At 35.1% G+C, this 14,876-nt stretch carries 15 protein-coding genes and 1 pseudogene; all 16 read right to left on the bottom strand.

Annotated elements, in window-relative coordinates:
- Positions 1-6 precede the first annotated feature (6 nt).
- The 16 genes and pseudogenes from DES48_RS11350 to DES48_RS11285 all read right to left on the bottom strand — a co-directional run bounded on the left by DES48_RS11350 (position 7) and on the right by DES48_RS11285 (position 14,529).
- Positions 7-786: a glycerophosphodiester phosphodiesterase gene (locus DES48_RS11350; RefSeq protein WP_113869302.1), complete on the bottom strand. Its 780-nt coding sequence runs from the start codon at positions 784-786 to the stop codon at positions 7-9.
- A 335-nt stretch (positions 787-1,121) separates the two neighbouring features.
- Complete coding sequence (locus DES48_RS11345) at positions 1,122-3,476, bottom strand: polyprenyl synthetase family protein (protein WP_113869300.1); 2,355 nt, start codon at positions 3,474-3,476, stop codon at positions 1,122-1,124.
- A gap of 124 nt (positions 3,477-3,600) precedes the next feature.
- Positions 3,601-4,122, bottom strand: coding sequence for a cupin domain-containing protein (locus DES48_RS11340; RefSeq protein ID WP_113869298.1), 522 nt, complete (start codon positions 4,120-4,122; stop codon positions 3,601-3,603).
- A gap of 117 nt (positions 4,123-4,239) precedes the next feature.
- Positions 4,240-4,989, bottom strand: a complete 750-nt coding sequence (locus DES48_RS11335; RefSeq protein WP_079708763.1) for an SDR family NAD(P)-dependent oxidoreductase — start codon at positions 4,987-4,989, stop codon at positions 4,240-4,242.
- Between the two features lie 92 nt (positions 4,990-5,081).
- Positions 5,082-5,237, bottom strand: coding sequence for a hypothetical protein (locus tag DES48_RS15935; RefSeq protein ID WP_170126206.1), 156 nt, complete (start codon positions 5,235-5,237; stop codon positions 5,082-5,084).
- Positions 5,238-5,270: 33 nt separating this feature from the next.
- Complete coding sequence (locus DES48_RS11330) at positions 5,271-5,840, bottom strand: GNAT family N-acetyltransferase (RefSeq protein ID WP_113869296.1); 570 nt, start codon at positions 5,838-5,840, stop codon at positions 5,271-5,273.
- Positions 5,841-5,934: 94 nt separating this feature from the next.
- A complete protein-coding gene (locus DES48_RS11325; protein ID WP_113869294.1) occupies positions 5,935-6,312 on the bottom strand; it encodes a YbaN family protein in 378 nt (125 codons plus the stop codon).
- Between the two features lie 96 nt (positions 6,313-6,408).
- The gene (locus DES48_RS11320; RefSeq protein ID WP_113869292.1) at positions 6,409-7,347 is read right to left on the bottom strand and encodes an ABC transporter permease subunit; all 939 of its coding nucleotides are present in this window, start codon (positions 7,345-7,347) and stop codon (positions 6,409-6,411) included.
- Positions 7,344-8,213 carry an ABC transporter permease subunit gene (locus tag DES48_RS11315; RefSeq protein ID WP_113869290.1) on the bottom strand — a complete coding sequence of 290 codons (870 nt, stop codon included), beginning with the start codon at positions 8,211-8,213 and terminating at the stop codon, positions 7,344-7,346. Before DES48_RS11315 ends, DES48_RS11320 begins: the two co-directional genes overlap by 4 nt.
- Positions 8,214-8,236: 23 nt before the next feature.
- Positions 8,237-8,662 carry a metallothiol transferase FosB gene (gene fosB / locus DES48_RS16220; protein WP_170126211.1) on the bottom strand — a complete coding sequence of 142 codons (426 nt, stop codon included), beginning with the start codon at positions 8,660-8,662 and terminating at the stop codon, positions 8,237-8,239.
- Between the two features lie 90 nt (positions 8,663-8,752).
- Positions 8,753-9,115 (bottom strand): annotated as a pseudogene (locus DES48_RS16215) (NUDIX domain-containing protein); the annotation flags it as partial.
- Between the two features lie 189 nt (positions 9,116-9,304).
- Positions 9,305-9,517, bottom strand: a complete 213-nt coding sequence (locus DES48_RS11305) for a helix-turn-helix domain-containing protein (protein ID WP_113869286.1) — start codon at positions 9,515-9,517, stop codon at positions 9,305-9,307.
- A 9-nt stretch (positions 9,518-9,526) separates the two neighbouring features.
- The gene (locus DES48_RS11300) at positions 9,527-9,979 is read right to left on the bottom strand and encodes a DUF2975 domain-containing protein (RefSeq protein ID WP_245911423.1); all 453 of its coding nucleotides are present in this window, start codon (positions 9,977-9,979) and stop codon (positions 9,527-9,529) included.
- A 130-nt stretch (positions 9,980-10,109) separates the two neighbouring features.
- Positions 10,110-10,838: a DUF981 family protein gene (locus DES48_RS11295; RefSeq protein ID WP_245911422.1), complete on the bottom strand. Its 729-nt coding sequence runs from the start codon at positions 10,836-10,838 to the stop codon at positions 10,110-10,112.
- Between the two features lie 326 nt (positions 10,839-11,164).
- Positions 11,165-11,989 carry an aldo/keto reductase gene (locus tag DES48_RS11290; protein ID WP_113869282.1) on the bottom strand — a complete coding sequence of 275 codons (825 nt, stop codon included), beginning with the start codon at positions 11,987-11,989 and terminating at the stop codon, positions 11,165-11,167.
- Positions 11,990-12,465: 476 nt separating this feature from the next.
- Positions 12,466-14,529, bottom strand: coding sequence for a methyl-accepting chemotaxis protein (locus tag DES48_RS11285; protein WP_113869280.1), 2,064 nt, complete (start codon positions 14,527-14,529; stop codon positions 12,466-12,468).
- Between the last annotated feature and the right edge of the window lie 347 nt (positions 14,530-14,876).

Genomic DNA, 14,876 nt, shown 5'->3' with positions numbered 1-14,876 from the left:
CTTGCATTAAAGTAAATATGGTTTGGACAAGCTATTATTGCATTGAAGAGAATCATTTTTGGGATTTTGCATTTTCAAAGCAATATCTGGGAGATCTGTAATAATAGCAGCCGGACATAATGTAATTAACTTTTTTAGCGCTTGTTCATCATTCACTGTCCAAAGGCGTAACTGAGGTAAAACTTCTTTCCAATAAGTGATATCCTCTAAAAAAATAGCATAGTGTAAATGAATAGCTTCTAAGTTAAATGTTTCAATGTAATCAACTGGATGCGGTATTTTCTGAAGAACAAGCCATGCAATCAGAGCAGAATCATCCATTGCTTTGATTCTGATTAGACTAGGAAGATGAAATGATGAATAAACGACTTTCCTCCCTTTTCCATATCGTTTTACCGTTTCCAATACAAGCCGTTCTATTCCTTCATACGTAAATTCATTTGTTTTCAATTCGATATTTAATTCCGTCGGATAAGGTTTTAATAACTCCAATACTTCCCTAAGTGTTGGGATATGTAATTCATCAGAAAAGTCTTGAAGATCTGCTGTATTTGCTTGAAATTGTTGTAATTCAGATAAAGTATAATTTTTAACGAAACCTGAACCATTGGTAGTACGTTCTAATGTTTCATCATGAATGATAACCAATTGATTATCTTTGGTTAGATGAACGTCTAATTCAATACCATCAACACCTTCTTCGACTGCTTTGCGAAAACTAAGTAAAGTATTTTCTGGATAATTGCCCTTATCCCCTCGATGTGCATAAATTTTTGTTCTTGTCATTATAAAAACCTCCCATCTTATTTTACAATTCAACGAAAAAACAGTTAATGCGCTGTTAAGGTTATTTTTCCTTCAATATTTACAAGGACGCTTTCTCCCATTAATTTTATAAAATTCACCAAACCTGATGGTAACCCTAATTCAATATACCGCTTATATTATTACAACACAAAAACAAAATAATTTGGTGTATTTTACAAAATATACATAATTACTTCATTAGTCCTTAACATTAATACTTTATTAAACAGATTGTAGTACCTAACGCCTCTCAAAATAAACAAACATGCCGTTTTTTCGTAAAACAGCATGCCTTATTTGTTATTTTCATCTAATTAATTCACCCGTTTTATCAAATAGAGAAGTATGTAATGCAGAAAGTGATATGCCTCAGGCAATTGCATTAGCGCTTCTTCCGCATCACAATAATGTTCCCACATCTTTTTTCGTGCGCCAGTTTTACCTAATAGCGACACAAACGTAGAGCGATTATTAACTTGATCCATACCACTCGATTTACCTAGCGTGGTAGCATCCCCTTCGACATCCAATAAATCATCTTTCATTTGAAATGCAATTCCTGCATGATAGGCAAAATCAATAAGCTGTTGCTTCTCATTCGTATTAATGCCGGCTAATATTGCTGGCATTAACAATGAAGCTTCAAATCCCATTCCAGTTTTGTAGTAACACATCGTTTCTAGCTGTGCTACTGTTTGTTCTGTTTCTTTAGAAGCCAGATCCATTGCCTGCCCTTTGCACATTTCAGCTGTAATATGTGACGCATAGCGAATCAATTCAAGCACTTTTTCGGGATCGAATTTTTTTAGTGAAGCCTGTTCATATGTAGCTTGCTGTGTTAAAAATAAACCAGTTAATTCAGCTAAGGCCGTATTATATACTTCGTGTAAAGTAGGGCGCCCCCTTCGAATAGTTGCGTTATCCTGTGCTGGTAAATCATCAAATATCAAAGACGCTGTATGCATCAATTCCAATGATTTTAATAATGGTGTAATGGCATCTTTATCAAAATGATATACCTTTTCTGCGACCATCCATGACATGATTGGACGTAATCTTTTGCCGCTTCCTTGTAAACTATAATTAGCTGCATCCGTTATTTTTTCTGCTGAATCATTTACCTGTTTATTATTCGAGAAATATAGTAGTTCGTTGATTTCTTGCCGAAGTCGCTTTATTTCACGTGTTATATCCGCCTTTTCTTGTTGTTCTTGTCGGAAAGATTGAGACATGTCATCACGTAACCTTTTATCAAGAAAATCAACATCTGTTGCTTTTTCAACCATTTGCTGTATGAGACGCTGAAGCTTGTTATCTCCAAATTTTAATTCATGCATTATCTGTTGGTATTTTTTCTTCCCGTGTTTTGCTTTAAAACGCCTTAATCCATTAATGGCTCGAGCTAATATGACCTCTTTAGCCTGCTCATCTGCTTGATATACATGATGAATAAGGTAAGTAATTACCGTCCAATAAAGCTCAAATGGATTAATTAAGTCAGGACGTTGGTCTTTATATGTTAAATAATAAGTATAAGGGGTGACAGCTCCTGCTTCCATATCATCAAACAGATCAGCAAAATCATCGGATAACTGATTATAGATTCCATAGTAAAACATGCGCTCATTGGAAGAATGATCTTTCGCATTCCCCAATACACCTCTTACTATTAACCTCGAAGAAGCTGATTTTACTATTACAGGTAAATAAATAGCTTCATTCGTATACTCTGTATTTTGTAATGTTTTTGCTCGATCCAACTCTTGTGATTTAAAAAACACATAGGCTTGTTCAAAAAATTGATCTTTAGTTTCTTTCTGGTGTTTTTCAGCAATAGATGCAATTGCAGCCGACAGTTCATGTTGTACAAGTTCCATGAATTGTTGATTGTTTCCCTGCCACTTTGTCCACCTCGGCGCTGCTTGATTGATAATGGCTGTTTCAATCATCATAGAAAACGTTTCTTGTTCACTACTAGACAATAGATCTGAATCTAGTAAATCATCAATGAATGGATAGGTAATTCCATAGGCATAGCCCAAACGAATTGCTTTATCTACTTGTTTGGTACGTTCGCCCTTGGTACTATCATTTGGCAAATCATCTAACGCCTGCATGACAACGCCGGCAATGGTTTTAATTAATTTGCGTTTCGCATGAGCTGCATCGAAAGCTTTAGGCAGTGCATCAGTAATGGTATTTACTTTATTCCATACCCAGATAAGCGCCTCTTCGACTGCTTCTTTTTGGGCCCAACGATAGATAGCACTTAAACGAAATTGATCAATAATCGAATCCCCTTGTTCAATGGAATGCTTTAGTTTTTGTTTTTCATGTGTAATGCGCTCTTTTGTTTCTTTATCGCTTAAATTTTTTCCTAAATCACGTAAGTAAATATAGGAAATACTCCGCTCCAAATAACGATCTAATTTCCCTTTATTAGCTAACCAGCTAAGGTAACCTTTATCATTTACTAGACGTTTATCATAGCCAGGATACATGGCACCTAAAATAGCACGATGGCTTCGTTTCCACATTAGTATTTCTTTATATAAAATGGTTGTACTTTTATTGTTTTTCAGATAAGAAAGCAGGGTTTGAAAGTATTGATTTGCTTTATCTTCTGCTTGTTTGTACCAGTTAGATGCCTTCGAATTTTCTATCTTCATTACTTACACACCTTTTTTAAGGGTGCCTAACACCACCCGAGTTTTGTCGCTTCATCTTTATGTAATGATACACTACGTATTTATGGATTGAAACACGTAGTGCATATATATCTATCTTATTGATCTAATGAGTATTTTCAGAACTCATTGCGATTTCTTTCGTTGGATGAACCGTACCAAATGGATGCTCGGGTGGTGCATAAATGGAATATAATTTCAGTGGACAATCGCCTGTATTTACTAGGTTGTGCCACTTACCAGCAGGAATCATAATCGCCTCGCCATCTGTTACATATCTTCTGAAGTTTAGGTTGTTCCGATCGTCCCCCATTAAAGCTAGGCCTTGCCCTTCTTCAATTCTTAAAAATTGATCTGTCTTTGGATGTGTTTCTAAACCAATATCTTCTCCCACTCCAATACACATTAATGTAACTTGCAAATAAGTTCCCGTCCAAATAGCTGTACGGTAAGTTGTGTTTTGTTTTGTAGCTTCCTCAATATTAATCACATAAGGCATCCCACCATAATCGCGCCCCATTGAATGTTGATTATTTGCATAATACATTGGGCTCGTATTCGCATAGTAATATTGCGCAGACATTGGTGGCATCCATTGATTTGAATAGCAACAAGGATAATAATACATCGTTAATTCCTCCCTTTACATTAAGTTTCTGTTTATCATATGTAGTTGCCTAGTAAAAGGGAAGAAAAAAACACCATCTATCCTTAAGACAGATGGTGCGTTCAAGATTCAATCCTATTATTTTGTGTTCGTAAAGCCACCATCAATGCGGATTACTTCACCATTAATGTAATCTGCATTAGATGTTAATAAAAAGGTTACTAATTCAGCTACTTCTTCTGGGGTACCTAGACGTTTTTGTGGTATTCCTCCAGTTGCGTTTTCTTTCATCTTAGGATTAGCTTCATAAAAAGCTTTAACCATTGGTGTTTCTGTAGGACCTGGTGCTACTGCGTTAACACGCAAGCCATCTTTTGCATACTCGGCTACTAAACTTTTCGTAAGTCCAACAATACCGTGTTTGGTTGCAGAATAGGTAACAACAGAATCTTGTCCAATAACGCCGGCACTAGATGAAGTATTTACGATGGATCCTCCACCATTTTTGATCATTACTTCAGCGACATACCGAACACCATATAATGCACCTAATAAGTTAATACCAACAATTTGTTCAATTTCTTTGATATCGGTATCTAAATAATATCCACCGCTACCAGAAATACCAGCATTATTAAAGAAATAATCAATTGTACCAAATGCCTCAACGGTTCTATCTACATAGTTTTTAACTTCTTCCGCTTTAGAAACATCTGCTTGAATAAAAATTGCATCTGCACCAGCTTCTTTTACTAAATCAACAGTTTCATTTCCGCCTTTTTCACTTACATCAACGATAGAAATGTTGACACCTTGTTGTGCTAATCTTACTGCTGTAGCTTGTCCTAAACCACTACCTCCACCTGTCACAATTGCAACTTTTGCCATGCGAAAAACCTCCTAAATTATATGTCCAACAATTTTTCTATATGTCTATTATATAACTTTCATATTGGAAAATAAATTAATTGAACTTGATACTAAATAGTAAGTCGATTATTAATAATATGGCCAAAAGGCAGTGTTTGTTGAACGTATAAGTTCATAACCACTTTATCTACCACACCATTTTCAGCTGTTACACATAAAGATAATGGAGCAGCCACGAGTCTAGCATAAGAATTCATGCTTGACATAGAGGTTCTTCCTCTCGACCACGTTCACCTCTACTAGCGTCCACTATTACATGAATGGGGCTCTCTAAATCTAGCCATTACCAAGGTGTTATAATACTTTCCATCTGCCAAATATTTATCTCGTTCAAGTATGCCTTCTACTTTAAACCCATACTTTTGATAGATATTCAATGCTTTCCTATTTACTTCTAAAACTTGCAGCACCATCTTCATTATTCCATTTGCATCCGCCCACTGGACGGATTGTTCTAGTAACTGTTGACCAATCCCAAGCCCCCAAAAAGCTTGCAAAACACAAACACCAAACGATACCTTATGAGCCGTTCGTTTCAATGAATTTCCGTCACACCTTGAAAACCCAACAATAGTTCCACTGATCTCTGCAACCAAAAAAAGATGATTCAATTTAACTTGATCGTCCTTTATTAATTGTCGAAAACCTTGTTCATCTATATAATCTTCTCCTGCTTCTCGATCCAAATACTCTGTTTCTCCATCTATTTCCACTCTTACTTTAGCCAATGATTTAGCATCCGCTTCGACAGCAGATCGAATACTGATTTCGGTACCCTGTACATGATACTTATAAGCATTAATTAGCAAACTTTTTTCCTCCCAAGCGTCAAATAAACAAAAATAAAACCGCATCCTCTAATAACTGTTTCTAGCTATCCTGAACCATCTGACAAAATATGCTTTATTGTTTAATGGTCCGAATATGAAAAATAAAATAGTAATGCTTAAACAACGCAATAAGAATTAACAAAATTCTTAACCACCAATAATCAACAATTACTATCGAAATTAAGATCATGGCATCAGCGATGATATTAATGCTTATTTTCTTTTTGAGCGTTAGCGCTCGATCTCGTAAGAAAGGTTCAACCTCTTTCGTATAAAGGGAGGTGTGTTTAAACCAATTATCTAACCGTTCTGAACCTCTAAAAAAACAAATAGAAGCGATAATAAGGAAAGGCATACCTGGTAGAAGCGGAAAAATAATCCCCATAACACCGATGCCCATAAAGATAAACCCGAAAAATATATAAATTACTTTCTTTATCGTTTGAATCATGTAAAAGCTCCTTATTTCTATGTAGCATTCACTAATAAGTATAATGAAGTTTTAGCTTTTGCGCTACTTATGCTACCTAAAAGCAAGTTTTACACGTTATAAATTATTTTTATCATAGTTAAACTTCATCACCTGTTTGATACCTCTAGTAATCCCTAGAACAGATAGGATAAAAAGAATTAACAAGATCAAAGGAACATAAACAAGCCATGGTGCATTAGTTTGTAAATAACGAAAATAGTTGCCAATAATAGATGCCCAATCGTATACAATTGGAACAGGGGGATCAGTAAATAGACTGTATGTTACATGTGTTCCACCAAAAAACAATTGAAAGACACCTAAATGAGTCATAATTAATATTGCTTGTATCATCAGTTGATTTGATAATTGAACAAGATAAAAACGAAGTTCTGGCCACACATGTTTTGTAAACAAATGAAATTTACTTGCACCAAGTACTTTACTGGAAACAATGAAATCTTTTTTTAAAATGGCGTCTGTTTCATTGGATATAAATATAATTGCTGGTGGCATTAGTAATATACTAATAAGGATAACTTCAAATGTGATTCGATACATCAGCGAGGTAGTAAATCCCCCTTCAGGTTCCCATAGAATAGGTTTTAAAAGATTATAAGCAATAATGGACGCTGGGATAAAATAAAACACACCAAAAAGTTGTTCAATTAGTTGCCATTTTTTATCTTGATTAAATCCTAATACAACTCCAATTAAAAATGCACAAACCAGACTAATCGCTGCGATAGCTATCGCACCTAATATCGTGTACTTTGCTCCCATCATTACAAGATAAATCGGATGATTTCCTTCTGGGTCTGTCCCTAACAAGGTGTTCTCAAAAGGGGCAAACGGAGGAGCTGCAATCAGCAAACCTTCACTATCTTTTAAGTATTTGGTTTGTTCTGTATATGAATGAAACACAAACTGATGGATAAAGCTCGTGAGTAGCATAAAACCAATATAAAGCGATCCAAGTATAAACGTTGGCTTTTTCATTAACGAACGAATCACACTTCCACCTCCTGGTGAGTGGTTAGATAGATCACCAATTGGATAATTTTTAAAAATAGATAAACTGGTATAAAAAACAACAAAGCACTAACAAAAAATAACGAAGGTTCTCTGTATGCAAATAAAAAAGAGGTTAAACCAAAATTCCCATATAAATATTCAACAATAAACAAATTTGTAATCATTATCCCAAACAAAAATTTCCCTTGATGGGCTAATCGGACGAGCATATTGCAAATCACATGTTTCACTAGTATGTAATATTTTTTGAACCCTTTGCTTACCGCAAACTCAAAGTAAGCTGTTTTTTCCTCCTCTTCCATTAACTCTAGCATATATTGAAAAAAGTAGATGGTTGGCAAGATAGCAAGTACCACACTCGGAACAACAATGGCCTCTTCTTCACCTGCTCCGGTTATATTGAAGAAATTTCTACCAGTTAAACGATAGCTGAAAATTAAACACATATAGGAAAAAATCACATATACGACATCGGGAATACTCTGCATGCATGATAACATCAGTTTTATTGGATTTATAGCTTTCTTTGGCAATTGATAAACAATAATTGCTCCAACTAGAGCAACAACAAAAGAAAAAAGTAAAGCCATACTTAATACTATAATTGAACTTTTAAAAGCAGTGAAAATAATTGGAAACACAGTTCGTTCCACACCAGATGTTGGATTCGTATAGGTTAGCGTTGACGGGTGAAAAACCGTGTACAACAAGTCTGATAATGGATTGATACCTGGCCAAGCGAACCCATTCATTGTAATAAACACTGGAAGTAAGCTAATTATGAATATTCCAAAAATTAAAATTAAAGGTTTACACACTTCTCTTACGATTAAAGAAAATCGCATTTAAATCCCCCCCTAGAACTATATCATTTTATATTTTTATAAAAAGTCATGTGTGGTTTTTCTGTTTGATAATAGTTTAGTCTATCCGCTAATGTACCGGTATGAAATTCAAATTTATGTCCATCCGGATCCGTAAAATAGATTGAATGCTTATCTTGCTCCTTTCTTTTCCGACCTGGCAATATATCAACACCTAAATATTGTAAGCGTTGATAGAGGGCAGACAAGGAATCTTCAGTAATGGTGAAAGCAATGTGTGTATACGATTTTTGTATCTCATTTCGTGGGATATCTTTTTCTTCATTTAACGCTAACCAAATTCCATTTAGATCAAAATAAGCAAGCGACTTTCCTTTCACTAATAAATTTGCTTGAAACACAGATTGGTAGAATGAAATGGATTGTTCTAAATCAGACACCGAAAAAAGTAGGTGATTAAGACCGCCAATTTCAGTATTTGCTTGTATGTGAAACGCTTTTTCTACTAGAATCTCTTTTAAACTGGTTTGCAATGTGGCATATGTTTCTGATTCTAATTCTTCTGCTCCAACCCAAGCGTATGTGGTGTGTTCTTCATTTAACTGAAAAGAAGAAAGATCATCATGCTTTGCTTTTACTAGATAAGTAAATAAAACACGATAAATTGGTTCGCCAGTTGCTGTTGTACTTGTTAAATTTCGAACAGCTAGCTCTTCGATAATTTCAACATCTAAATTCGTTTCTTCTTTTGCCTCACGGTAGACTGCCTCTGTTGGGATTTCATCATATTTCACTTTTCCTGCCGGCACATTCCACACCCCAGGCGCTACAATCGCTTGCTCTGATCTTTTGGTCAACAATACTTTCCCTTTATGTATTAAAATAAGTTCTACACTATTACGATAATTTGGGTAATCAGACATATAACCTCTCCTTCTAACCATCATAATGCATTATATCATATCAAAATTCTACCATATATAAAAAAACTGTCATCTTTTGTTGATGACAGTTTTATATATATGGTTGGATAAGTGTATGGATAGTACTGTACATTCGGTAAACCTCCGTAGTTTTTATTCATACGGTAGACACTGTTCGATTATCTATTTTTATTCTTTTTCATTTGTGTATTCTAAAATATCCCCTGGTTGACAATCCAAGGCTTTACAAATTCCCTCTAATGTAGAGAAGCGGATTGCTTTTGCTTTTTCATTCTTCAGTATGGAAAGATTAGCCATTGTAATCCCGACTCTTTCCGATAATTCGGTTACACTCATTTTTCGCTTGGCTAACATCACATCAATATTCACTCTAATTGCCACCTGCTCACCTCAGACTGTAAGATCATTTTCTGATTTAATCATAATCATTTTCTTTAATAATTCTTGTAACACCCCTGTAAAAACAGCGATGATAATGGATATTAAAACAATCGCTACACCTAAAATTAAAAGACTTGGATGGAGTGCTTGTTGGGTGAACAAAAATATCATCCCAATCAAATACATTCCACTAATGATACCAGCACTATATTTAATGGCTGCTAACGCTTTTAAGATAGGAGGAGAAAACACTTGATTATCTTTCGTTTTATTAAGTAGTACAATCGTTTGAACTAATGCAAAGAAAAATGGAATCACTGTTGCATACACCCCAAATAGAACCGGGAACTGTAAGTACGCATATTCTGGATACGTTATGGCTAGACTCCGCCCTAACGGGGGTAATGCAAAAATACTTAGACATAACACCGTGAATCCAAGTAAATACACAATACCTTTCAAAAAATTTATTCTCCAATTACTCATATAACCTATCACCGTCCTTCGATAAGTATATTTTACACTCAAATTTATCGTTAATCAATAAAAAGAACACATACTCAAAAGCATGTGTTCTTATCAATACACTTGATTACATTGTATTAACAATTAAGCCAATATGCGTAAAGAAATTCATAATACCAAATAGAACAAATACATAACCAGCGATTTTCCAGCAAATTATCAATATTTTATAGAGAGATGAGGAAAAAAGCTGATGCGTTTTTAAAACAAATGGAAAACAAATAGCCCCAATACCTGTTATCGCATATAAACCAGAGATAAAGGTAGCTTCTACCATTGGATACGCAGCAAACGCACCAGATATCGGTTCTTCAGGTGGCGCTGCAAAAAGTTGATATGTTATACCAGCAATAGCTATAGAGATTAAAGCACCACCCATGGCTGCACCGATCCAGGCTAGTGGTCGCATTAATGAAGCTATATCTTTCTGTAAGTGTTTGGCTAATGTTGCTTTGTCATTAACCCCTGCCTTAGTGTACGTATTTGCTTTTCTCCATAATAGTACTGCAATCCCTAATAAAATCACACCTAAGACAAGTGTAGGTTCACCGAAAATAATATCATCAAATGGGAAACCAACTTCCGCTAACGGCCAAGTCAATGTCATATGGGCTCCGGTCAACGTAAGTATAAATCCCATTGCTCCAAAACCTACAGCCCAGCCTTCTAACTGCTCTACTTGACCTTTTTTAATTTTGTTCAAAAATTGAATAATTAACAAAAGCGCTACCCCTGTAACTACCGCCATTGTCGTGTTATACATCTGTGTAGCTGCCCAATCAATAGTCAATTTCATCCCTCCTTAAAAATCATTACATAGAACCGTTCCCTTACAAAAAACAACCAAACATGGTTCTCTATCAAATGTGGTGGTGCAATTTTCACTCCATCATCTCTTTTATTACACTTACATTATTCATCATACTTGCACCTGAACCGCAGGGGAACAAAAGAGAGGGGATTGACTGTGTTTTTTTGCTTCGATGGAACCTTTGATAAATCAAGGGATAACACCACATTTAGTATAGAGCCAACCAAACATTAAGCTACCTGATTTAATCAAACAAAAAAGTCTTGTACAACACTTGAGCTAGTTGTACAAGACTTTTTATTTTTACTATCTTAACGTTTATTCATATCATTTGGATGAGGTCCTTTACGGCGATTCAAGTTAAGTTTATTAATTTGATTCATTTCCTCATCTGATAATTGAAAATCAAACACGTTAAAGTTTTCTTCAATTCGAGAAGGTGTAACAGACTTCGGAATTACAATTGTGTCGTTTTGTAAGTGCCAACGAAGCACTACTTGTGCAGCTGTTTTGTTATGCGCGGCTGCGATTTTTGTGATAACGTCATCTTTTAGAATTTCTCCACCTTGTTCAAGCGGACTCCATGCTTCTACGAAAATGTCATGCTTTGCACCAAATTCTTTGATGTCTTTTTGGGCAAGGTGTGGGTGACATTCGATTTGATTTACTACTGGTTTTACGTCACATTCATCTAACAGGCGTTGTAAATGTTCAATTTCAAAGTTACAAACACCAATAGCTTTGACCTTGCCGTCATGGTATAACTTTTCCATTGCCTTATACGTATCAACATAATCATCAAATTCCGGTGTTGGCCAATGGATTAGATATAAATCTACATAATCAAGCCCTAATCTTGCTAAACTTTCATCAAAAGCACGTAATGTATTCTCGTAACCTTGATCCCCATTCCAAACTTTTGTGGTAATGAAGAGGTCTTCTCGTGGAACATTCGTTTCTTTTAACGCTTTGCCTACTCCTTCTTCATTTCGATAAATCATTGCTGTATCAATGGAGCGATAGCCAACCTCTAATGCTTTAGAGACAGCTTTCGTTGCTTCATCATTTTTCACTTGCCAAACACCAAAGCCAAGCTGTGGCATTTTGACACCATTATTTAATGTAACAAAATCCATAAGCGATACCACCTTTTCTTTTATAGTTATGTATCTAAACATTCCACTATTCATTATAGAATAAACTTCGGTTACTGGGCAATTATTTCACATGTACTAGAAATACGTCGAACATTTAGACCATAGAAAGATAATTATCATCATAACCACTTCTTTCTAATATATATTCTTAATCTTTTTATCCACTGTTGTAATACAATGGAGGTGATCCTAAAGAATTTAAGATCGATCGCAAAAAAAGAAAAGGTATAAAAGCGTGGCAAAACCTAGATTCAGAAAAAAGATAGGATTAAACGAGAAGTTAGTAAACAATGCAACGACAAATGAGGCTCTCATCGCAGCATGTTAAAAAATTCTTGAAATAAACCCTTAATCTCATACGAAATACGGGCTTCTTTAATCAAAAATACCGAGTTTAGATTCATTTGTTTTCGAATCTACTCGGTATTTTTATGACATTGTTATCTATTGACTATTTAAACTTTAAATTTATCAATGATTCCTTTCAATTCTTCTGCAATCGAAGATAAGTTTTCCCCTGAATGCGCAATTTCCTGAATTGTTGCAGCTTGTTCTTCCATCGAAGCGGACGCCTGTTCAGTTCCGGCAGCATTTTCTTCTGAAATTGCTGCTAAGTTTTGCGTTAGCTCCACAATCTTTTCTTTATTATCAACCATCAATTCAGCTGAATGATTTAATTTATCTATCACTGTTTTAACGGAATCAATTGCTTCTGCTATACCAACAAATTTTTCTTCTGTTTCTCCTACACTTGCAGACTGTTCATCAACCACTCGTTTAGATTGTTGCATAAAATCTACCGCATGCTGTGATTGGTTTTTCAATTCATTAATTACTTTATTAATATCATTAGTGAAATTATTCGACTGATCCGCAAGCTTTCTAATTTCTTCCGCAACAACCGCAAAACCTTTTCCTGCTTCTCCAGCTCTTGATGCTTCAATTGCTGCATTTAATGCGAGTAGATTCGTTTGTTCTGAAATACTTTGAATCATAGTGCTCGCTTGTTCAATTTTTTCTGCACTTTCATTATTATTCATAATAATCTCATAAACATTATCCGAAGTTTCACTATTTTCTTTTGTCTTAGCTACAAGCGCTTTTAAGATAGCGAAGCCTTCTTCTTTTTGCTTTTCAATCAGATTAGCTGCTGTATTAAGTTCTTTAATATATTGGCCATCTTGTTCTAATAGGTTTCCTAATTCTTCTACATTATCCGCAGCTGTCTCTGTATCTTTGGCTTGGTCACTAGCTCCTCTTGCAATTTCCTCAATGGTTCTTGCCACTTCATCTGCTGCCGTAGCAGATTGCTGCGAGGTAGCAGTTAATTCTTCTGAAGTAGATGCTACCTGTTGAGAAGCATCAGAGGTTTTCTTGATAAATTCTGCCACGTTATCTTGCATCACGCCAAGCGACCTCACCATTTCGCCTGTTTCATCTTTATTGTTTAAATACTTTAATTCTTTTTCATTTTCATCTGCTGTAAAGTCTAGCTCAGCAAAGCGGTTGACTTTCGCTGTTACACTTTTAATTGGTTTCGTAATACTATTCGCGATATAGTTAAATACAAACGAGATTAAAATCAGTAAGATTACCGCAGAAGAAATAACTACCAGTATCAGTTTTGTTGCACTAGATTGTAATTCTTCTGTCGTCATAAAGGAGGCCAATACCCAGTCTGTTCCTTCTACTTCGTATGGATTTAACACATATTTCTCGCCATCTATGCTTGTCTCAATAGGAGTTGAACTATCAACCAAAATCTGATCAATTTCTTGTAGCCCAGCTTCTTCGATCGTTTTGAAATTGTTATCAGGATTTTCCCCATCTGCCATAATCACACCAGAATCATGCACGATCATCGAATATCCTGTTTCCCCCATTTTCATTTGAGTAAGCATGTCACTAATAGCTGATTGCTGTACGTCTATTCCTATAACACCTATCCTATTTCCCTCACTATCGGTAATGGTTCGGGCATTACTTGTCAGCATCTGCTCTTTAAAGGTATAAGGATCTGTTCTAATAATATCTCCATTTGCTTCAACCGCATCTTGATACCAAGGTCTATCGGTAGGATTGTAACCAGCATCGATACTTTGTTCTGGCCATTGAATATACCTTCCATCCTCTGTTCCTACATACACATAAGAAGTGTTTTCGTGATTCATTACATACTGTTCAAACAACTCATAAATTTCTTGCTCAATTCCACCATTCTGTGAAGGGGTCATTTGTGTCTCATCGTTCGTGTCTTGATAGGTTGTCACACTATTATCTACATCCATAATCGTAGGATGTGTAGCCAACATGTTAATATTTTTATCTAATTGCTCATAAAAAATATCGATCGCTTGTGCACTAACTCCCATTTGTTCATCAGAATTACTAATATAATCATCATAAGCATTTTTATTTACTTGCAAGGTAACAATAGTACTGATTACCGCTAATGTGAGTAAAAGTAAACCTATGGAAAAAACTAAAATCTTTCCTTTGATGCTATTGAATTTCATCATTAAAACCCATCTCCTTTCTTCAAATAAAGAAAATTATTTTATTTATAATAGTTTAAATCTATTTAATTTCCTTTTCTTTTCTATTTTCGACATAATTCGCGTTTAGTTAAGTGAATTACTTATTTTTTTTAACCTTTTTTTGGATAAATTTTATCATTGCAAAAAAAACTAACTTTACTCATTTATAGATCTTCAATTCAAACCAGTAAAAAAACAACGAATAAACGAATGTAAATTAAAAACGCCCTAAAGCAGCTTGCCTGCTTTAGGACGCGAACGAAAAATTTCATTTAACTATTCAGATTCACCAACGTCATCTGATTTAGTACCAAATAAACTTGTACCAG

This window comes from Paraliobacillus ryukyuensis, assembly GCF_003315295.1.
Taxonomy (GTDB): domain Bacteria; phylum Bacillota; class Bacilli; order Bacillales; family Amphibacillaceae; genus Paraliobacillus; species Paraliobacillus ryukyuensis.
Note: the sequence above shows the minus strand (reverse complement) of the source record. Positions and strands in the feature narration are given on the sequence as shown.